We start from the raw sequence: 19540 nt of genomic DNA, 5'->3' as shown, positions 1-19540 counted from the left end.
CAAAGTTTATTCCGAAGTCTGAGGAAATATACGTCACTCACTTGCGGCAGCGCCTATCACAATAGCCTGCCCTTTCCCGGCTTTTTTCGCTCGGTACATCGCGGTATCGGCACTTTTCAGAATGGTATCCATGTCTTTCTCATTTGAACCGATCAGCTTCACTCCGATACTACAGCCGACTTGCAGTGTCTGGCCTTTATATTCAATGGGCCGACAGATACTTTGCAACAAACGCTCGGTTAACTGAATAACTGATTGCTGACTGGCAGGTTTGATGAGTAAAACAAACTCATCACCGGACAATCGGGCAACCAGATCGCTACTGCGTACTTCTTGCTGCAAGCGAGTGGAAATAACGCGCAGTACTTCGTCGCCAGCATCATGACCGAAGGTATCATTAACCTGTTTAAAGCCGTCCAAGTCCAGATAAAGTAGCGCTAACTCTTTATTCGAGTAAGCAGACGCGCGAAGTTCCTCTTCCAATATTCGATGTAGTTTAGAACGATTGGCAAGCCCCGTTAGTGCATCGTGATGTGCGAGGTACTCTAAACGCTCCATTTCTTTCGCATCAGAAAGATCTGCTAAGATGATGACCATGTCATACACCTGTTCCTGATCCACTTTTTTAACGATATGACTGACTTTGGCAAACATCGGCACTAAGGTGCCATTAAGGTGTTTCTCCCACACTTCCCCTTGCCATTGTCCGTAATGGGACAACGATTCTTGAATGGTTGGCATCAGCGATTGTAGCTGTTTCCAGTGGAACACTTGCAGAAAAGAGCGGCCAACTAAAGTATCACTACTGTAACCAAGCATCTGCGTGAGCGCTGGGTTACACATAGTAATCACGCCATTGTGATCAAGAACAATCAGGCCATCTTGGCTGTGTTCAAACACCCCAGCGGCAATACGTTGGCGGTTCATCGCCGCCTCTATCTCAGTAACATCTTGAATGGCAAAGAGCGTTGCACCTCGGTTACTTAGAGAACGTGAAGAAATTTGCAGCAGTTGAACACTTTGATCGACTTTTTTACAAGAGAGCAAATAGTCATCCAATACCTGCTTTTGCTCAATGGCCGCGATGAGCACCTCTTTCTCTTCCGTCTGAATCAAGTCGGTTAAAGTGTTGTTTTCCACCGCCGCAAGAGAAATCGGGAAAATCTCTTTACTGGCCGCATTACTGTGCAAAATAACACCATCATGATTCACAACCAGCAACGCATGTTGAACCGTTTCAATCACTTCATTGGCAAAGGCTTTCTCTTTTTCTAAACGATCTAATGTGTAATGGATCTGGCTGTCTCGCTGCGCCAAGCGTTTCACCATGGTATTAAATGCGTCAATGAGTGCGCCAATTTCATCATCCGCTTTGGGTTTGAGGTTGGGCCTTTTAAGGCGGTGTTCCACAAAAGCCTGCATCGAGTCGTGTAAAGAGTAGACCGGCTCCAAAATGAATTTCTGCACGATAAGGTAAAGCAGCGCGCCAGTGGGGAGCAGCATAAAAAAGAACACGATGCTGCTTTCGATCAACTTATTGATGATCTGTTCAAAGGCTTGATTTGACACCGTAATTCTCAGTGAGGCAATTTTGCTTTCATCCATTTCGATCGGCACCAACAGATAGAGGTACTTGCCTGCAACAAGGTGACCTTTCTTCTGCAAAGCGTCTCTTTGCGCTTGATCGGGAATAGGAGCCTCATCAGCTTGCGCTTCATAAATCGAGAACAGTTGCTCATTCAAATCAAATAACTTCACCCGCAAAATAGCCGGATCGACGTTAAATGCTGATAACACTTCGCTGGCTGCCAATGAGTCATCAAATAGCACTGCTGCTTGCAGGTTAAACGCCACCCCTTTTGCCAAAATGGAGACGCGATCGATTAGGTTCTTCTGTTCATTTTGATAATTGACAAAAAAATGAAAACCCTGAGCGAAGATAAAAATAAAGGTGACAAAAATTAAGATAGGCACCAGCAACTTATGACGAATAGAGAGGTTTTTTAGTGAAGGCATAGTGTAGCCTCCTTGACGCTGGCAAGTCGCAGTAGATTTGCCCCTAGGGTGTAACGCTCACTCACCAAATTCTGCGAACAGATCAGCGGTTTTATCCTGCCCTCGTTCTCTTGCAATGCTATGATCCCTCCGTCACGTAGAAAGTGGCTTTGCGAACTAATTGTGACCGCGTAACCACCAACACTACGCACCCGCTCGCTTGTGAGTGGCTTACCATAATAGACAATGTCACACGGTTTATCCGTTGCGTTTACTAAGACAAGGGCCAAGTCGCGGATAGTTTTTCCTTCAATCACTTTTGCTAAGGTTTGTTTTACTTTGTCATCATCTTGTACACAGAAGTAAATGTGCGTTTTACTCGGTTCTTCATTCCAAAAAACGAAATTGCTGATCTGATAGATATACACCGCCACCACTTCATGTGGTTGAAATTTGTTTGCTTGAGCCAAAAACGGGCAAAGCGATGCTATCAACCCGCAAAGCAGGCGGATTTTAAAATTCATAGTTGAGCCTCAAATGTGTGCTTGTTCACATTGAAATCTCGAGACCATCAGTGTTGCCAACGTGACTAACATGTTGTACGACTACCTTTATACAAAGTGCAAACAATCCATTTTTTATCCATGAGGTGATTGAGAACATATGCTCAACCGAGGGCATTGGATGGGGGCGGCATCAGGCAGATTAGATTGATTAGTGTTGCAATATTTTTCATATCAAGCTCGCCTGAACCTATTATTTTTACTACTGATTATTGCCACAAATCCCAAGCTCTACCGCAGCTAGAAAACGTTTAATTGGCAAAGGATGATGTGGATCACTGTCATAACGGATTTTTTAAGACAACTTACACCAATTAACGGCAAGGACGGTTGAAATTATAGTGAATAAGCAAAGAGTTACTCTAAATTGCGACATGGGCGAAAGCTTTGGGATCTGGCCAATGGGTTCTGATGAATTGGTGATGCCGTGGGTTGACATGGCCAATATCGCTTGTGGATTTCATGCCTCAGACCCTCACGTCATGGCTAAAACGGTCGCCTTAGCAAAGCATTATCTCGTCAAAGTCGGCGCACACCCGGGATATCAAGATCTTAGTGGTTTCGGTCGCAGAAGTATACCTCACACCGCCGCGCAAATTACAGAAATCGTCCTTTATCAGGTGGGTGCATTGAAGGCTTTCTGCCAATATCACGATGTGGCGCTCCATTATGTTAAACCACATGGTGCACTCTACAACGACATGATGGCCGATGAAGAGGTGTTTCGCGCCATTGCTGAAGCCGTTTCTGTCTTTGCTCTACCACTGATGATTCTGGCAACCACAGACAATCAGCGCTACCTAGACATTGCGGATGTTTTTGATGTGCCACTGCTGTTTGAAGCCTTTGCTGATCGCAGTTATCAAGAAGACGGTCGACTTACCCCGAGATCACAAGCGAATGCGGTCTACCACAATGCCGATGACATCTATAATCAAGCGATGCAAATCGCCACCTATGGTTGCGTCACTACCGTTTCAGGAACAAGAGTGTCATTGGAAGCCGATACCATCTGTGTGCATGGTGATAATCCTGAGTCTATCGCCTTGGTACAAAGGCTAAGCCAAGCATTGGCCAAATAAGAGGAAGAGATTTGAAGAGCAATTGCTACCGAATTCAACCCGTTTCTGAATGCAGCTTGATGGTGTACTTTAACGAGAGTGTCAATGAGCAACAAGTGGGTGAGTTGGCGAATCTGATTCGACAGACTCTACCCAATGCGCTGATGAACGTGGTTCCTGCCTATCGTTCTATCTTGGTGGAATACTTGCCTTTTCGCTTGAGTGAATCACAGTTGTTGCTTCAGCTTGAGCAACTGTTGCAAAGTAGCCAAGTGACCACATCCATTCAGGCCGGATGCAACCATCGCATTCCCGTTTATTATGCCAAGAAGACCGCGCTGGATCTGGAGACGTTTCTTCATCGTGGCTTGTCACTGGATGACGTTGTCGAGCTACACAGTGAAACGCCCTACACCGTTTCGGCGATTGGTTTCACACCAGGCTTTGCGTTTTTGTCTGATGTTGATGAACGCCTCGCCGTTCCTAGGCTGGCTTCGCCACGTGTTTCCGTCCCGGCAGGCAGTGTCGCGATCGCCGAAAGCAAGACGGCCATTTACCCATCCGCCACGCCAGGCGGATGGAACATCATCGGCCGATGTCCAGTGTCTGTGTATAACCCGAACGAGGTTCCCGTGACCCCATTTACTATTGGTGACACAGTGACTTTTTACCCGATCAGTGAGCAAGAGTATCTCGAATTAGGAGGCGCATTGTGACAACCCACGCGCTAAAAGTCATCAAACCGGGGTCACTCAGCCTGATTCAGGACTTTGGCCGATTCGCCCTTGCCCATCAAGGCATCACGCAAGGCGGACCGGTGGACGACTACGCCTACAGTTGGTCGAACCATTTGCTGGGCAATCCCGTCAATTGCACCTCGTTGGAAATCACCTTAGGTCAAGCGGCAGTCGAAGTGCTCAGTTCGTGTCAACTGGCGATCTGTGGCGGCGATCTCGATGCGCGTCTCAACGGACACCCATTGCACAACTGGAGCGAATTTCGCGCGCACAAAGGTGATATTCTCACTTTTGGCTTAGCAAAAAATGGCCTGCGAGCTTACCTCTCAGTGGTTGGCGGCTTTGACGTAAGTCCGCAGCTTGGCAGCACCAGTACTGTCGTGCGCGATCATCTCGGCGGCCTGAAACAAAACGGCATGCCGCTGATTGCTGAACAATTATTACCTTTTACGCCACACCAACCTAGCTCAAATAAAGCCCGCTCGCTGACGTTCCGTTTCAAGCCTGATTACAACTTGCCGTTAAAATTGCGCGTGATTGAAGGTTGTCAAGCCGCGGATTTTGCTGCCGAGGAAATCGCGCTGTTTTATCAAACGCGATTTACCGTGGATCCCAACTCAAATCGCATGGGATACCGACTGGCCGGAGGGACAATTTCGCCTCCCTATCAGGGGATTTTGTCGGAAGGGATTACCTTGGGCGCCATTCAAGTGCCACCGAATGGTCAGCCAATCATTTTGCTAAATGACAGACAAACAATTGGCGGCTATCCCAAACTAGGCTGTGTTGCCCGTATCGACCTTCCAAGACTGGCACAAGCAAAACCGGGACAGGAGGTCCGTTTTGTTAGAGGCGACCGCGAGGGTTTGCAAGATGTTTGGTGCCAATGGGCACGTTTCTTTGGTTATTGATTGCTTTTGGTTACTGATTTCTTTTACTTACTGATTGCTATAGCTAAGAGCAAGCACACTGCTGTGAGAAGTGACCAAGGCGACGTGGATGTCGCCTTGGTTTTTACGCTTATTGATACACCCCTTCACCCACCACTTGAGCTAACGATACTGGGTAACCGCGCTGTTTGGCTAATGTGGTGGCAACCGATTCGATCTCACTGGCGGCCAGTGAACACGTGACCGGGTGTTCTTGTTCGATGTGGGTGGAGATAGGCTTACCAAACCACTGCAAGGCGATTTTCTGCGCCGCCAACAAAGTCGACGAGCCTTTGACAATTTCGATGCAAGCATAATGGTTAGCAGAAAAGGAGACATCTGCCGCGCGCAGTGTTGCATCACGCCCGGGAATTTGCTGCGCGCCAAACAGCGCTTTGCCCGCTGGATTGGCACTGATAAAGGCCGGCAGTAACTTGGCCGCGTGTTCAATCGCCTTTTGGGTACGCAACTGCAAAACCGATTCATCCCATCCCGAACGGATCTTTTTGACGTATTGCGCTGGCAACTGCGGCTGCGCAGAGCGAGGCGATGCTGCCACCAAACCATCTTCAAATAGCGTGATATCTTCCGTCATACCATGCAGTTGAAAATAACCGTCGGCGTATGGCGTGAGCTGCGCCATACCATCTGGCGTTCCACGTTCGCCATGAAAAATCACTTCTGGCCAAGCCTCATGGCATTCTTGCCACTGAGCGACGTACGCCGCTTTAAACTCGACCATACGTTGCGTGGCCACACCAACCACATCATCTAATTCGCCCGTTTCAAAGCCACAGGCGTTAATCAAATAATCAGCGCAAATAGGTTGAGACAAACCAGCAACATCCAACTGCCATTTGGACCCATCCCACTGCGCGTGTTGCAACTCTCGGTTACACATTACCGTCGAGGCCGGAAAGCGCTCAAGGGCAAGGGTGGCGATGGCAGAAAGACGAAACACACTCCAGCCATATTCGGCCACGATGATCACCGGATATTTAAGCTGCTCGAGATCAGTATTTTTGGCAAATGGAATGCACCACTCGTCAAATGTTTTGGGCTGCTCAGGCTGGGTTAACCTCGCCAAGCGCGCGAGATCAGCTTTGGAATAGAGTTTGAAGTAGTCGTCCGGCTCGCCGAGCACTTGGTTGCGGGCGTCCTCTCGAACTAGGTCTCGATATGCTTCGCGAATGATCGCCAGTCTTGGGAGCAGCTCTTCAGCCTCTCCGGCATCACTGCGCGGTACCGCAATAATGGTGGGGCGAATGTTGATACTGGCCGGAAAGAGTCTGACGCTGTCGATCGATTGTTTCAGCAGGTCAATGCATTGCTGCGTCGAGATCTCACGATAAAGGTTTCCCCCTGCGTGCAGATGACAGATCGGCGGACCATTGACTAAAGAAGGCCCTTTTTCTATCAAGGTTACCGCATAGCCTAATTCTGAAAAATGTATCGCGGCCGTAGCGCCAGCGACACCACCCCCTACAACGGCGATGCGTGTGTTGCCGATGGACGAGTTCAAACCGTTCATTGTTCCACTATGTCTATGAATTCTGGGATTGAATTCTACTCGTGATTGAACGTGAATAAAATCACAAATTCGCTGTGGATTTCTCGGTACAACAGGCGCAAAGCATAAAAATTTTCTACGTAAAGATGGCAATAAAATTATCAAAAAAATACTTGACTGATTTGTCTCGATTTCAGGTTTTAGGCCAAATGTGAATAACCCACTCTGCGCAAGTCCGACACGGCAAAGACTTCGCTCACTTTGCCTTCTTTTTGAGCTTCACTTATCCCAAAAGTTATCCACTGATTTTGTGGATAACTGGGATAAGCCTAGGCGGTGATTAGCCATACGAGTTATTCATAGGTGTCAATAACTGTTTGATTAAACTTGATACAACTAGGAACAATGTCGCCAACGCCAAGGTGGGCAATAGCAGCCACAAATGCGGATGAAGCGTGGCGGATAAGTCAAATCCGAAACGCATCACCGCTGCCACCGTTGCTTCCGCACCGAGAGCAGAAATCGCACTGGCAATCAGCGCCATGATGCCAAATTCCGCCCAAATGGTACGCGTGACCCGTTTTTTCGACGCGCCCAACGTGCGGTACAAGCGGATCTCTTGCTGACGCTGCGCTAAACTCAGGCGCAACAAGGTAAAGATCAACATCACTCCCGCCATCACCCCCATGAGTGCCAAAATCGAAATCGACCACACTATCTGTTCAACCAGATCTTGGATTTTGGTGGCCATGGTGCGAATGTCGAGCACACTGACGGTCGGGTATTGCCGCGACAACTGATTCAGCAAGGATGTTTGGTGCTCTTCAATACGAAAACTGACCAAATAGGATGCAGGAATAGACGCCATAACATCCGGTGTAAAGATGAAATAGAAATTAGGCTTCATATCACGCCACTCGACGTGACGAATGGTGTTCACCGTCGCGTTGAAGGTTTGACTGTTCACCACAAAGGTGAGTGTGTCACCAATCTCGATTCCCATTTCTTCAGCCACTTCAGCTTCAACCGACACGCCTTGCGTTGGCGTCCAACTGCCCGCCGTCACCTGATTATAATCGGGTAAGCTCGCTCCCCATGTGAGGTTTAACTCTCGGCTCACTGCGTCGCTACGCTCTTGGCCATCTGGTTGGTTTTCACTCGCGACATTTTTACCGTTGATGGCAGTAAATCGGCCGCGAATGATCGGATAAGCTGGGGAACGATTCACTTGGTTCTGATCTAAAAACGCCAAATAAGGGTCAAGTTCGAAGTCACTGATATTGAGCGCAAAAACATTGGCGGCATCGGCTGGAAGCGTCCGCTGCCAATCTTTGAGTAGATCGGTGCGCACCAGCCAAATGATCGCCAATAGCATGAGCGACAGCGACAGCGCCCCCAGTTGTAAACCACTACTGAGTGCCGAGCGGTTGATGCGGCTCAGCGCGAGTTTAACGGAGGTAGAAAATGGTAAGCGTGCCAACAGTTTGCTTAGTGCTAAGCCAACAAAGGCAAGCACAATGAATAGCAGCATGATTGCCCCGAGCACAATCCACACCATAACGTTATTGTGGTAAATCGCCAGCATGGGCACTAGTGGCACCCCAATCAGCAACCAGGTTTTCGATGGAATGGTTTTCTGTTGGTTGTCTGTTTGCATCACATTGATCGCTGACGTATGCAACAAAGCCGACAGCGGAATGCCCAAAGCGGGAATCGCAATCAGTAACGCGGTAAACAAAGAGACTAAGTACGGCGTGATGCCATACGAAGGAAGCGGATCCGGCAGCAGATCTTTCAATGGAATGCGCAGCAACTGCTCCAGACCCATGCCAATCAGTACGCCTATCACGGCAGCGCATACAAATAGCAGAGCTAGCTGAATCGCCAACCAACGCGCTATCCACGCTCGGCTTGCACCAATACTTTTTAACATCGCGATGGTTTGCTTTCGCGTGACAACGTAATTTTGGCAAGTCAGCACTAATGTCGTCGCCGCCATAATGATGACAATCGCGACGGTCAGTGACAGATATTGATTGGTGCGCTCAAACACTTCGCTACTGCGACTGGCACTCTCTTGGTCGCGCCAGCGATCACTTGGCGTCAGCTCAACGCTCTCTTTGACCTTCGCAATCACTTGATCACTGCCGACGATAAACAGACGATACTGCACACGGCTACCAACTTGAATCGCGCCAGTACGCGCCACATCCGTGTCGTGAATATACGCCGCTGGCATCTGTTGAAACGGGTTGAAGCTTAATCCGGGTTCGCTCTCAATCACGCCAGAAACAATAAAATCTGCGTCGCCAATCGTGACATTGTCACCTTGCGTAACCTCCAGCCTCTCCATAATCCGGCTATCTAACCACAGTTCCCCCGGGTTCACATGCTGAGCGCGTGTTGTGTCGCTGCGCAGGCTCAGTTCACCAAGCAGCGGATAGCTCGATTGCACCGCTTTGACGGTGACTAACTGCATCCCCTTGTCACTAAAGGCCATGGTGGCAAAACGGGTCATTTTTGAGGTGGTAAGCGCTTCACTCTTGGCCGCATCGAGCAAGGTTTGTGGCAGAGGATTGGCGGAAATAAAGAGCGTATCGGCGGTGAGTGCATCTTTGCCCTGCTTGACGATCACCTGTTCCATACGCGTTGCCAGCGCCGATAGAGCAAACACGGCAGAGATGATCAGCACTAGCGCGACACTGATTGGCCAGAGGTTGCCATGGCGTATCTCTTCCAGACTCCAGGCAGTAAGCCTGCGATTTAATCCATTTGACGCCATACTAACTTGCCTCCGACAATTGACCTGCATCCATGCTAAACACGCGTTGGCAGCGCTGAGCAAGCTTCATATCGTGCGTCACCAGCACTAACGTCGTGCCATGGTGTTGATTGAGTTCAAACAGCAGCTCGATGATTTTTTCTGCCGTGTGTTGATCGAGATTGCCGGTCGGTTCATCGGCAAACAAAATCTTCGGCTGCGTCATAAACGCGCGTGCCAAGGCCACCCGTTGCTGCTCGCCACCCGACAATTGGCTCGGGAGGTGATCCACTCGCGAGGCCAAACCCACCGAGGCAAGCAGCGCTTTACCTCGCTCGTTATCCTCCTCTTCCCCTTTGAGCAGACACGGTAAAGTGACATTTTGCAGTGCGGTCAGGCTTGGAATGAGCAAAAAACTTTGGAAAACAAAGCCAATCGATTCACTGCGTAATGCGGCACGCGCTTCATCGTCCAAACGAGACAAAGGTTGATCGAGCAGATAAACTTCGCCGGATGAGGTGACATCAAGGCCAGCTAAGAGTGTCATCAGGGTTGACTTTCCTGCACCGGAGGTGCCTACAATAGCCACACTTTCTCCCTCTGCGACTTCAAGATTGACATCGCTTAGGATAATTAACTTCTCATTGCTTGTAGACACTTGTTTACTAACGGATTTTGCTTTAATTACTGGAGATTGCATGGTCAGATTGTTTTCCTTAATGCTGATGTTAATCCTGTCAGGGGCGGCAACGGCGGCTGAAAAAATTCTCATACTTGGCGATAGTTTAAGTGCAGGATACAACATGCCAGCGCAGCAGGCATGGCCAAGTTTGTTACCAGACGTACTAAAAACCTACGGGAAAGACGTGCAAGTGATCAACGCCAGTATTTCAGGCGACACCACAGGCAACGGTTTGGCGCGCCTGCCAGACCTGTTAACCACCCACTCCCCCGATTGGGTGTTAATTGAACTGGGTGCCAACGATGGCCTCAGAGGTTTTCCGCCCAAAACCATCGCCGCCAATCTGTCACGGATGATCCAAATGACAAAAGCGTCGGGCGCGAAACCTGCTTTAATGCAAATACGCGTTCCACCTAATTACGGCAAGCGTTACTCGCAAGCGTTTTTCGATCTTTACCCTACTTTGGCGGAGCATCAACAAGTGCCATTGTTGCCGTTCTTCCTTGAGCAGGTGATCACTAAGCCAGAATGGATGATGCAAGATGGCCTGCATCCCACCGCCGACGCGCAACCTTGGATCGCTGAATTTGTTGCCGAAATGTTTAGCAAACATCTCTGATTTTAATGCCCTAGCTCAAATCATTATACGTTTCTTTACGTTAGCCTAAATGCCTCTTTGTCCCCCAATCAGGAAAATGGCATGCGCATAGAACCACAAATTGATGGCGTTGTTGCCCGCTCAGCTCATCCTTATGGCTGTGAAGCTGCAATTAAACAACAAATAGAGTACGTAAAACGTGCGCCCCAGATCACTCAAGGCCCAAAACGGGTGCTGATCCTTGGCGCTTCCTCTGGATTTGGTCTTGCTGCTCGCATCGCACTGACGTTTGGCGGAGCCAAAGCAGACACCATCGGCGTCTCGTTCGAACGTGGTCCAAGCGAAAAAGGCACCGGCAGTGCGGGTTGGTACAACAACATTTTTTTTAAAGCACAGGCTCAAAAAGAAGGCCGTACCGCGATCAACATCGTCGGAGACGCCTTTGCCAAAGAGACGCGCGAGCAAGTGATTGAAGCGATAGAGACCTATTTCGATGGCGAAGTTGACCTAATTATCTATAGCCTGGCGACTGGCATACGGCCCGTTCCGGGCAAACCCGGTGAGTTTTGGCGTAGCGTGATCAAACCCTATGGTCGGCCTGTCACGGGCGCCTCCATCGATTTACAGCATGACCGTTGGATTGAAACCACGCTTGAGCCTGCCAGTGATGAGGAAGCTGAGCACACTATCAAAGTGATGGGCGGTGAAGATTGGCAAAGTTGGGTGGATGCGCTTATCAACACCGAATCCATCGCTGAAGGTTGTAAAACCGTCGCCTTTTCTTACATCGGGCCGGAAGTCACTCACCCGATTTATCTTGACGGCACGCTAGGCCGGGCGAAAATCGATCTGCACCAAACCAGCCATGCGCTCAATTTGGAAATGGCCAATTTCAATGGCAGCGCCTACGCCACCGTCTGTAAAGCCTTGGTGACCAAAGCGAGCGTGTTTATTCCCGCGTTGTCTCCCTATCTGCTTGCCTTGTATAAAGTGATGAAAACCGAGCAATGCCATGAAACCTGCATTGAACAGATGCAACGTTTATTCAGCACTAAACTGTATGGCCAAGCGAAAGTCGACGTTGACGGTGAACGGCTGATCCGGATTGATGAGTTGGAACTGGCTCCGCATATTCAGCAAGAAGTTCAAGACCTTTTGTCTGAGATGAACGGTAATAACTTTAAGCAACTTGGCGATTACGAAGGGTATAAAGACGAATTCTTGAAATTAAACGGCTTTGGTTTTGAGTCAGTTGACTACACTCAAGAGATTGATCTCGCGGCTTTGAAAAAATTGCGCCCCTAAGTCGCCTTAGTGAACGTCTTAAACCTGAGAATCCGCTTTCGACTGATGAAGTCCTGACCACATTTCGGGACTTTTTTTCATCTTGCCCTGCTGAACTCCTATACTTAGACCCAAGCGCCCTCACTTTGCACCAAAGGCGTATCATGTGATCACAGGATGTAATCACAACGAGGATAAGGACTGCCAAGTCATGACGAAATTCAAAACGCTTGATTATCAAATTCCTGAACCAATGCAGCACGGTTGGCAACGGATCGTCAATTTACTTGCCGATATCGTCGGCGTGCCCGCCGCGTTGGTGATGCGTATTCATCCGCAGCACATCGAGGTGTGCCGCACCAGCGAGACACCGTTAAACCCATACAAATTAGGCGATTCGGAAACGTTAGGTCACGGCTTGTATTGCGAAAGTGTCATTAATTCGAATGCAGAGCTGATGATTCCCAACGCCCTGAGCGACCCGCTATGGGACAAAAATCCAGACATAAAATTGGGCATGATCTCCTATTGCGGTCTGCCGCTTCTGTGGCCAAATGGCGAGGCGTTTGGCACCATCTGTCTATTGGACGAAAGAGAAAATCATTTCAGCGACACTTATCGAGAATTACTGCGCTGTTTTCGCAGCTCCATCGAAGCGCAATTAGCGGTTGTCTATCAACACGAAAAACTGCTGAGGCTGAACAAAGAGCTGCAACATCGCGTCGAAAGCCGAACCAGTAACTTGGCTCAGTTGAGCTTTTCACTGAGTCAGGAAAGAGACAAACGTCTTGCTGCCGAGCAAGATGCCGATTATCAGCGACAACATGATCATGGCACTGGCTTTTTGAATCTGAGCGCGCTGGAAAACCAGTTGCAGAGACAGTTAGAACAATCCAATCCCACCAACCTCGCCGTGATCCATATCGGCTTTACCAATGCGCGCACCATTCAAGCCAAGTATGGTTTCGCCCTGTTTGAGGAGCTCTTGGTAGCGTATCGCCACCAAATTAGCATACCAGACGCGATGTTCACGTTAACCGGCCGCCCGGCTTCTCATGATTTGGTCATCGTCATCCAATCAGAGAGAATCGGCCAAATTCTAGAAGCCTTGCTCTATCGGATTGTTGGTGTGGGTCAAAGCACCTTCAACATTGATAACAATGAGGTCCATCTGCACGCGTTTATCGGTGTCGCACTCTCTGATACGCAGACAAACAGCGCTGAAGAACTGCTCAGCCACGCCAATCAAGCCATGGTGGTCAGCAAAGAATCCGGGCAGCGCTACACCTACTTCTCCTCAGCGCACGCCGACGCGTTGTTGTATCACAACCAGATTGAAAGTTATCTATTGCAAGCGGTACGCAATGACGACCTCACGCTCTATTTTCAGCCTAAAGTGTGCCCCAACACCCACAAATGGATTGGTGCTGAAGCGCTGCTGCGCTGGAGCCATCCGGTATTGGGGGATGTATCCAACGAAGCGCTGATCCATATGGCAGAGCAGAATGGGCTGATTTTTGAGGTCGGTGCGTTTGTGCTGCGCGTGGCAATCGAAAAAGCCAAACAGTGGTCCGAAGTGGTTGAAAATTTCCGCGTAGCGGTCAATATCAGTGGTATTCAGTTGAAAAATCCACTGTTTGCGGAACAAGTGCAGGATCTGTTGGAAGCTTACCAACTCCCTTCTCATTATCTAGAACTAGAGGTGACAGAAAGCGGTTTAATCTCCGATGAACTGATGGCAAAAGCGACATTGAGCCGCTTACATGAACTCGGCGTGACATTGTCACTCGATGACTTTGGCACAGGATACTCTTCCTTCAGCTATCTGAAGAAATTCCCGTTTGACGCGATCAAAATCGACAAAAGTTTTGTCCAGCAAATTGAGCACTCAGAGCAAGACGAAGAGATCATTCGCTCTATCATTCATGTGGCAAAAAAACTCGATCTCGAAGTGGTGATGGAAGGTATCGAGACGGATTCGCAAGAAGCGTTTTTGATCCGTGAAGGCTGCGACATCGGCCAGGGCTTCTTATATGGCAAACCGATGCCGAGTAACGAGTTCGAGCAAGGTTTGTTCAACCAGAATTTCCTCGGAACCGCTTCTTTTGCCTACCATACGTCATGATGTCGGGCAAAGACCCGAATTGGCTTTACTCTTCCTCTGGCGATTCCTATAATCGCCGCTTTTGTGTTTCTAAAAGGCTGATTGTTATGGACCTGTTGACTGCAAAACTCAAAAAGCTCGAAAAGCAAAACTATCGTGCTTACCAGCAGATAAAAGGACAATACAACTTTGGCGATTTCGACCTTTACATCGATTATGTTCAGTCGGATCCCTTTGCTTCTGCGTCCCGATTCCGCGCTTTCCGTGCTTGGTCTTTAACTGGCCTTTCTTGGCTGCGTGATGAGTCGCCCGCCTATCAACTCGCTGCGCGTGATTTCATCGCCCGTAGCTTTGCTGAGTTTGCTAAGCAAGAATCCAGCGTTTCTATTGCTCTTCATGGTCAAACCGTCCTTGATAGCACTGCCGTTCTGTTTACAGAAGACGGCATTGAACTGCGCTTTAGAGTCAATCTTCCGGCGGAAGGGCGCGATATTCTGGCGAAGAAGGCGCTGAATATTCTCACCTTCCACCTGCCCAAATTTATCCGCCGCGCGACCATCGAGCGAGAGCTCGACAAACAGGCGCTGATCAAACATTGTCAAACCGTCGAAGACCAAGAGTCGCTGCGCGAACAGTTAGCCAGTCACGGCTTGGTTGCTTTCGTCGCCAATGGAAGCCGTTTGCCACGCGTAGCGGGTAACTGTGATTTGCCAATGAAAGAGGCGGTGGAGTTTCAAGCGCCAGCCTCATTGCAAGTAACACTGCATACGCCGAATCGCGGTTTTGTCAGCGGTTTAGGCATTCCCAAAGGCATTACCTTGATTGTCGGTGGTGGTTTCCATGGAAAGTCGACGCTGCTGAGCGCCATTGAACGCTCCATTTACAACCACATCCCGGGTGATGGTCGTGAGTACAGTGTGACAGACATCAATGCGATGAAGATACGAGCGGAAGATGGTCGCTGCGTGCATCACCTAAATCTGTCGAACTACATCAACCATTTACCAATGGGAAAAGAGACGGCCGATTTTACCACTCAGGATGCCTCTGGCTCGACATCACAAGCGGCTTGGTTACAGGAGTCGGTTGAAAGTGGCGTGAGCACTTTGCTGATTGATGAAGACACCTCAGCCACCAACTTTATGATCCGTGATGAGCGTATGCAGGCATTGGTTGCCAAAGGCGACGAACCTATCACACCATTGGTTGACCGAATTGGCCAATTGCGTGACGAGTTGGACATCTCTACCATTATTGTCATGGGTGGCTCAGGCGATTATCTGGACGTCGCCGATACTGTGATTCAAATGCACGATTACCAAGCGGTTGATGTGACAGAAAAAGCCAAACAAGTGATTGCACTGCACCCGACCCAGCGCCACAACGAATCTGAATCACCTTTGGTCACATTTCCGCCTCGCGCGTTAAACTGTCAGGCGCTGATGAACATTCTCACCGATGGCAAGTTCCGCGTTTCCGCCAAAGGAAAAGAGTCGCTGCGCTTTGGTAAAGAGTTTGCGGATATCTCGGCGTTAGAGCAGTTGGAATCATCTGACGAGGTGAATGCCATTGGTTGGGTTTGGTATCAGTTGGCACAAATGCCCGGTTGGTGTAACAACCCGGCCAAAGCCATTACCGAACTACTGCAAGGCGCATGGTTTGAGAAGATGCCCCAGCAGGGCGACCTCGCCAAGCCTCGCCCACTCGATGTGATGGCCGCGCTTAACCGCATGCGTAAGTCCCAGTTTCGCAATAACAACTAATTTTTCTGCTTGATGAAAAACGCCCTGCACAATGCAGGGCGTTTTTTTACTTGGTAGACTTAATCGATGGTGAACTTCATAGATGGTGAGCTTAGTGACGCAAAACGTTCCATGCTTCGCAAAGAATACGAAAGCGCTCTGCATTGCCATTGTCGCGATCGGGGTGCCAACGTAGTGCTAATCGACGCCAACGTTTGCGAATGTCAGCGGCGCTGGCGTGTTGATCCAGTTCAAAAAGCTGCAACGCCTTATTTCTATCGATATCATCACCTTCGTGGTGCCCCACAAAACGGCGGTAACGGGTCCAGAACTCATTCAGCAGCCGTTTCACTTCCCCTTCATTGGCTTCGTAGTTTTGCCACTGCACATAATACTCACGCAGCGGATCATCAACATCAATGGTATGGCCAGCGCAGGCGTGGCTTGACATCAGCACGATATCCATCGCTTCCACTTGCAACCAATTGTCTGGATAAAGCGTTTCTTGCAACTGATAGAGCGCGTTCATGATGAGAAAGTTGCGTTTGAATAAATCTTTTTCTGGCAGAGGGTCAAGCGCATAAATAAAGCCCTGCTCACCTAAATGAGCGGCTAAAGTATGTACTTTCCATCCACTGGGCTGCTTACGAAGAACCTCCAATATTGGCCACAACAGCGGGTTTTCCATGTACGTCTGAAACGTACTCGCCAGATTGGTCTGCTCCTGCATTGTCTTACGCCTTTAATACTATTTGCTCAGATAAAGTTAAGTATGAACGGTAGGTTTACCTTGTTTCCTTTTTTCATTCAAAGCCAACCCCGTCAATTTGTCGAGCAAGATTTCGTTTTGAATGTCAGTTCGTGAAGCAATGTACAAAAAAAGAGACAGCCGCTTGGCTGTCTCGTTCAGATTTACGCAAAAGATGTGCTTAAATCACACCAAGCTCACGCAGACGCTCCATCAAGTAACTGTGCGCTGTGTAACGCTGTGAAAGCACTACCTCCGGTTTTGGATGAAGGAAAAGCGGCAGGGAAATGCGAGATTGTTCCTGACGCTCACCCGTTGGGTTGATCACGCGGTGGGTGGTGGATGGAAAATAACCGCCGGAAGCTTCCTGCAACATATCACCAATGTTGATGATGAGGTTGCCAAAATCACAAGGCACATCGATCCAAGAGCCATCTTTGGCTTTCACCTGTAAACCCGGCTCGTTTGAGGCAGGTAAAACCGTCAAGAGGTTGATATCTTCGTGGGCCGCGGCGCGAATTGCTCCCGGCTCTTCATCCCCTTTCATTGGTGGGTAATGCAGCACACGCAGCAACGTTTTTTCGCTACCGTTGATCATCTCAGACAGCGCGATTGAGAACTTCTCTTGCACCTCTTTTGGCGCGTGCTCTTCAACCCAGCCCAACAGCTCAGACGCGAACGCATTAGCGCGCTGGTAATAGTCTAGAATCTCTTCTTTCAGCTGAGCAGGAATTTGCCCCCAAGGGTAAACGTGAAAGTACTCTTTAATGTCTTTGACGCTGTGACCTTTAGCCACTTCAGAGACCGATGGGGGAAAGTAACCATCTTGGGTTTCAACGTTAAAGTGGAAATCGTGTTTCTCTTCAGTGCAAAAGAATTCGTACCAATTTTTATAAATCGATTCGACCAACTCTTTCGGGATAGGATGATTTTTTAAAACGCCAAAGCCTGTTTCGCGCAGGGACTTAACAAATTGCTCAGCGGCATCTTCAGCGAGATAATCGACGGTTTCCAGTTTCATGACTTTACTTCTGATTGTTGTTATTCAATTTGAGAGACGGATTTTATCGCTCGAATCAAATGTAAATCAAACTTTAATGAAGTGTTTTAATGCAAACGATCAAATGTTGCACGAGCTACCTCACATTCAACACCTTTTGTAAGCGTCTCTCCAACGACAGAGCAATTGAGCAATGTTCATTATACTGTCATCATTCGCGTGAATATTAACAAGGAACTGCTGGATGAAATTGAACCGCACGCTGCTGCTTTTTGCCATTGCTTACCCGTCCATTTTTCTTTTTTCTGCTATTGCGCCGAGTTCACGCGCGGTTTGGATTGCAGAAATCATTCCCGCAGTGGCGATTTTCACTGCGATCTTGTGGCTTAGTCGTTCATTTCAATTTAGCCAAACGGCCTATCTACTGATGTTTTATTGCAACTCCAGCGTATTGGCCGTAATCCAGCTTAAGTAGGGATTAAAGCCATCTTGGATCTCCAGTTGCACAATTTGCGGCACTTCGTAATTGTGTAACTGGCTGATTTGGTCTTCAACTTGTGGATATAACTCTTTGCGCGTTTTGATCACCAGCAAGGTTTCCACGTCCTGACACACCTCACCCTGCCAAACGTAATGGCTGTTGATCGCCATTTCTTGGATACAGGCCGCCAGTTTTTGCATCAATAATGCTTTGATTATCTGATTTTTGTTGGCTTCGTTATTGGTTGTCGTCAACACGACACAGAAGGCTTGCTTGTTATCGACCATGGCTTTCCCTTAGTAACTGAACGAAATGGTGCGTTTTTTCATCATCCACACCTTTTTTAGTATAGACACCGATATTGCCGCGTTGCTCTTGATTCACCACCAGCGTTTCGATTTGATGCTCAGCCATCCACAGGCACATTTTGTCGGTGTATGGCATCACGGCATCGCTGGCTTTGAGCAGATCAAGGCTGGCCGAGAGCGAGTCCACATCGTAAATCGCCCGTCCTTGAAAACGCTGGTTGGCTAAATCAAACGGTGAGCTCATGTGCTCAGCCAACACCGAGCGATGCCTTGCATGATCAGGCGTAACACGCAGGAGCGCAAAGTCGTTTTGCGCTATCAAACGCTTACTGGTGTCGGTTTTGTATTTCTGCAGCAAACGATGTCCGCGGCGAACAAACAGCGCCTCGTAATCACGAAACAGAGGTATAAAGTTCACTTGGCAGCGTTCATGCAGCCCATGCACTTCATGGCCAATAAAGAGATCAATCTCCCCCTGTACCAAGTGGTGCATCAACGAGAGGTTGTTCCCAAACTCGAGATGCAGTGAGCAATTGGGCACTTGTCGCTGGTATCGGGCGATCGCTTCACGCACAAACAGCTCCCACCACGCCTCTCCTGTCCCCACTTTCAGCTTGCCAGAATGGCGCTGTTGCATGTCCATCATCTGGTGGATTAGCTGAGAGTGTTTTTCTTGCTGCTCTTCGACGTAGTTTCTAAACAGACGACCATATTCGGTCAGCTCCACCCCTTTAGAGCGGCGATGAAACAGCGCGACGCCCATATCGCTTTCGAGTTTTTTAATCGCTGTGGTGAGCGAAGGCTGGCTGATATTGAGCTTTTCAGCGGCTTGTTTGATGTTGGATTCGCGTGCCACCATCAGAAAATATCGATAGGTTCTATTCATAGCATTCAGATAAAAGTCACATTTTCCACGCTGCATTCCTGTTCAATTTCACGCAGCAGGCTGAGTATACGCAATGATATAGCCATTATCTATATCAAGAGGCATGCATTCTATTTTATCTGCCGCCCACTTCTCACTATAGTTAGGCATA

The 19540-nt window shown here is 48.8% G+C and carries 16 protein-coding genes and 1 pseudogene; 8 read left to right on the top strand and 9 right to left on the bottom strand.

The genetic code is table 11. The features are described 5' to 3' along the window. Positions 1-33: 33 nt before the first annotated feature. Together UF06_RS21410 and UF06_RS21405 are read right to left on the bottom strand one after the other, a co-directional pair. Positions 34-2016: a diguanylate cyclase gene (locus UF06_RS21410; RefSeq protein ID WP_045572249.1), complete on the bottom strand. Its 1983-nt coding sequence runs from the start codon at positions 2014-2016 to the stop codon at positions 34-36. Next, the gene (locus UF06_RS21405; RefSeq protein WP_045572248.1) at positions 2004-2519 is read right to left on the bottom strand and encodes a YfiR family protein; all 516 of its coding nucleotides are present in this window, start codon (positions 2517-2519) and stop codon (positions 2004-2006) included. The genes UF06_RS21410 and UF06_RS21405 overlap by 13 nt, the downstream gene beginning before the upstream one ends. A gap of 380 nt (positions 2520-2899) precedes the next feature. On the opposite strand from UF06_RS21405, the gene UF06_RS21400 reads away from it, so the two are divergent. From UF06_RS21400 to UF06_RS21390, 3 genes are read left to right on the top strand one after another with little or no spacing between them, the layout of a single operon-like run. Continuing rightward, positions 2900-3640: a 5-oxoprolinase subunit PxpA gene (locus UF06_RS21400; protein ID WP_082069802.1), complete on the top strand. Its 741-nt coding sequence runs from the start codon at positions 2900-2902 to the stop codon at positions 3638-3640. Positions 3641-3651: 11 nt separating this feature from the next. Beyond that, positions 3652-4335 (top strand): carboxyltransferase domain-containing protein, encoded by a 684-nt coding sequence (locus tag UF06_RS21395; RefSeq protein WP_045572246.1) that lies wholly within the window; start codon positions 3652-3654, stop codon positions 4333-4335. Beyond that, positions 4332-5267, top strand: a complete 936-nt coding sequence (locus UF06_RS21390; protein ID WP_045572245.1) for a biotin-dependent carboxyltransferase family protein — start codon at positions 4332-4334, stop codon at positions 5265-5267. Before UF06_RS21395 ends, UF06_RS21390 begins: the two co-directional genes overlap by 4 nt. A 109-nt stretch (positions 5268-5376) precedes the next feature. Here UF06_RS21390 and UF06_RS21385 read toward each other — a convergent pair whose 3' ends face one another. The 3 genes from UF06_RS21385 to UF06_RS21375 all read right to left on the bottom strand — a co-directional run bounded on the left by UF06_RS21385 (position 5377) and on the right by UF06_RS21375 (position 10256). Beyond that, positions 5377-6816: an FAD-dependent oxidoreductase gene (locus UF06_RS21385; RefSeq protein WP_045572244.1), complete on the bottom strand. Its 1440-nt coding sequence runs from the start codon at positions 6814-6816 to the stop codon at positions 5377-5379. A gap of 319 nt (positions 6817-7135) precedes the next feature. Further along, positions 7136-9577: an FtsX-like permease family protein gene (locus UF06_RS21380; protein WP_139046431.1), complete on the bottom strand. Its 2442-nt coding sequence runs from the start codon at positions 9575-9577 to the stop codon at positions 7136-7138. Between the two features lies 1 nt (position 9578). Continuing rightward, the gene (locus UF06_RS21375; RefSeq protein ID WP_045572242.1) at positions 9579-10256 is read right to left on the bottom strand and encodes an ABC transporter ATP-binding protein; all 678 of its coding nucleotides are present in this window, start codon (positions 10254-10256) and stop codon (positions 9579-9581) included. Here UF06_RS21375 and tesA point away from each other — a divergent pair. The 4 genes from tesA to UF06_RS21355 all read left to right on the top strand — a co-directional run bounded on the left by tesA (position 10255) and on the right by UF06_RS21355 (position 15987). Further along, positions 10255-10857, top strand: a complete 603-nt coding sequence (gene tesA, locus UF06_RS21370; RefSeq protein WP_045572241.1) for a multifunctional acyl-CoA thioesterase I/protease I/lysophospholipase L1 — start codon at positions 10255-10257, stop codon at positions 10855-10857. The two genes, UF06_RS21375 and tesA, sit on opposite strands and share 2 nt — an antisense overlap. 81 nt (positions 10858-10938) lie before the next feature. Beyond that, the gene (fabV, locus tag UF06_RS21365) at positions 10939-12141 is read left to right on the top strand and encodes an enoyl-ACP reductase FabV (RefSeq protein WP_045572240.1); all 1203 of its coding nucleotides are present in this window, start codon (positions 10939-10941) and stop codon (positions 12139-12141) included. A 190-nt stretch (positions 12142-12331) separates the two neighbouring features. Then, positions 12332-14245 carry an EAL domain-containing protein gene (locus UF06_RS21360; RefSeq protein WP_045572239.1) on the top strand — a complete coding sequence of 638 codons (1914 nt, stop codon included), beginning with the start codon at positions 12332-12334 and terminating at the stop codon, positions 14243-14245. Positions 14246-14331: 86 nt separating this feature from the next. Further along, positions 14332-15987 carry an ABC-ATPase domain-containing protein gene (locus UF06_RS21355; RefSeq protein ID WP_045572302.1) on the top strand — a complete coding sequence of 552 codons (1656 nt, stop codon included), beginning with the start codon at positions 14332-14334 and terminating at the stop codon, positions 15985-15987. Between the two features lie 91 nt (positions 15988-16078). Here UF06_RS21355 and UF06_RS21350 read toward each other — a convergent pair whose 3' ends face one another. Beyond that, positions 16079-16696: a DNA-J related domain-containing protein gene (locus UF06_RS21350; protein ID WP_045572238.1), complete on the bottom strand. Its 618-nt coding sequence runs from the start codon at positions 16694-16696 to the stop codon at positions 16079-16081. 199 nt (positions 16697-16895) lie between these two features. Further along, on the bottom strand, positions 16896-17735 hold the full coding sequence (locus tag UF06_RS21345; protein WP_045572237.1) for a 2OG-Fe(II) oxygenase family protein: 840 nt from the start codon (positions 17733-17735) through the stop codon (positions 16896-16898). Positions 17736-17958: 223 nt separating this feature from the next. On the opposite strand from UF06_RS21345, the pseudogene UF06_RS21340 reads away from it, so the two are divergent. After that, positions 17959-18147, top strand: a pseudogene (locus tag UF06_RS21340) (DUF2238 domain-containing protein); the annotation flags it as partial. Here UF06_RS21340 and cutA read toward each other — a convergent pair. Then, complete coding sequence (gene cutA, locus UF06_RS21335; protein WP_045572236.1) at positions 18147-18482, bottom strand: divalent-cation tolerance protein CutA; 336 nt, start codon at positions 18480-18482, stop codon at positions 18147-18149. The pseudogene UF06_RS21340 and the gene cutA sit on opposite strands and share 1 nt — an antisense overlap. Then, the gene (locus UF06_RS21330) at positions 18472-19389 is read right to left on the bottom strand and encodes a LysR family transcriptional regulator (protein WP_045572300.1); all 918 of its coding nucleotides are present in this window, start codon (positions 19387-19389) and stop codon (positions 18472-18474) included. The genes cutA and UF06_RS21330 overlap by 11 nt, the downstream gene beginning before the upstream one ends. Positions 19390-19540: the final 151 nt, after the last annotated feature.

This window comes from Vibrio sp. S234-5, from assembly GCF_000960595.1.
In the GTDB taxonomy this organism is placed as follows: Bacteria; Pseudomonadota; Gammaproteobacteria; order Enterobacterales; family Vibrionaceae; genus Vibrio.
Note: the sequence above shows the minus strand (reverse complement) of the source record. Positions and strands in the feature narration are given on the sequence as shown.

Coding starts and splice junctions, on each gene's coding strand:
- UF06_RS21330 (WP_045572300.1), bottom strand. CDS start 19,389: ATGAATAGAACCTATCGATATTTTCTGATGGTGGCACGCGAATCCAAC.
- UF06_RS21355 (WP_045572302.1), top strand. CDS start 14,332: ATGGACCTGTTGACTGCAAAACTCAAAAAGCTCGAAAAGCAAAACTAT.
- cutA (WP_045572236.1), bottom strand. CDS start 18,482: ATGGTCGATAACAAGCAAGCCTTCTGTGTCGTGTTGACGACAACCAAT.
- UF06_RS21380 (WP_139046431.1), bottom strand. CDS start 9,577: ATGGCGTCAAATGGATTAAATCGCAGGCTTACTGCCTGGAGTCTGGAA.
- tesA (WP_045572241.1), top strand. CDS start 10,255: ATGGTCAGATTGTTTTCCTTAATGCTGATGTTAATCCTGTCAGGGGCG.
- UF06_RS21345 (WP_045572237.1), bottom strand. CDS start 17,735: ATGAAACTGGAAACCGTCGATTATCTCGCTGAAGATGCCGCTGAGCAA.
- fabV (WP_045572240.1), top strand. CDS start 10,939: ATGCGCATAGAACCACAAATTGATGGCGTTGTTGCCCGCTCAGCTCAT.
- UF06_RS21410 (WP_045572249.1), bottom strand. CDS start 2,016: ATGCCTTCACTAAAAAACCTCTCTATTCGTCATAAGTTGCTGGTGCCT.
- UF06_RS21360 (WP_045572239.1), top strand. CDS start 12,332: ATGACGAAATTCAAAACGCTTGATTATCAAATTCCTGAACCAATGCAG.
- UF06_RS21350 (WP_045572238.1), bottom strand. CDS start 16,696: ATGCAGGAGCAGACCAATCTGGCGAGTACGTTTCAGACGTACATGGAA.
- UF06_RS21405 (WP_045572248.1), bottom strand. CDS start 2,519: ATGAATTTTAAAATCCGCCTGCTTTGCGGGTTGATAGCATCGCTTTGC.
- UF06_RS21375 (WP_045572242.1), bottom strand. CDS start 10,256: ATGCAATCTCCAGTAATTAAAGCAAAATCCGTTAGTAAACAAGTGTCT.
- UF06_RS21385 (WP_045572244.1), bottom strand. CDS start 6,816: ATGAACGGTTTGAACTCGTCCATCGGCAACACACGCATCGCCGTTGTA.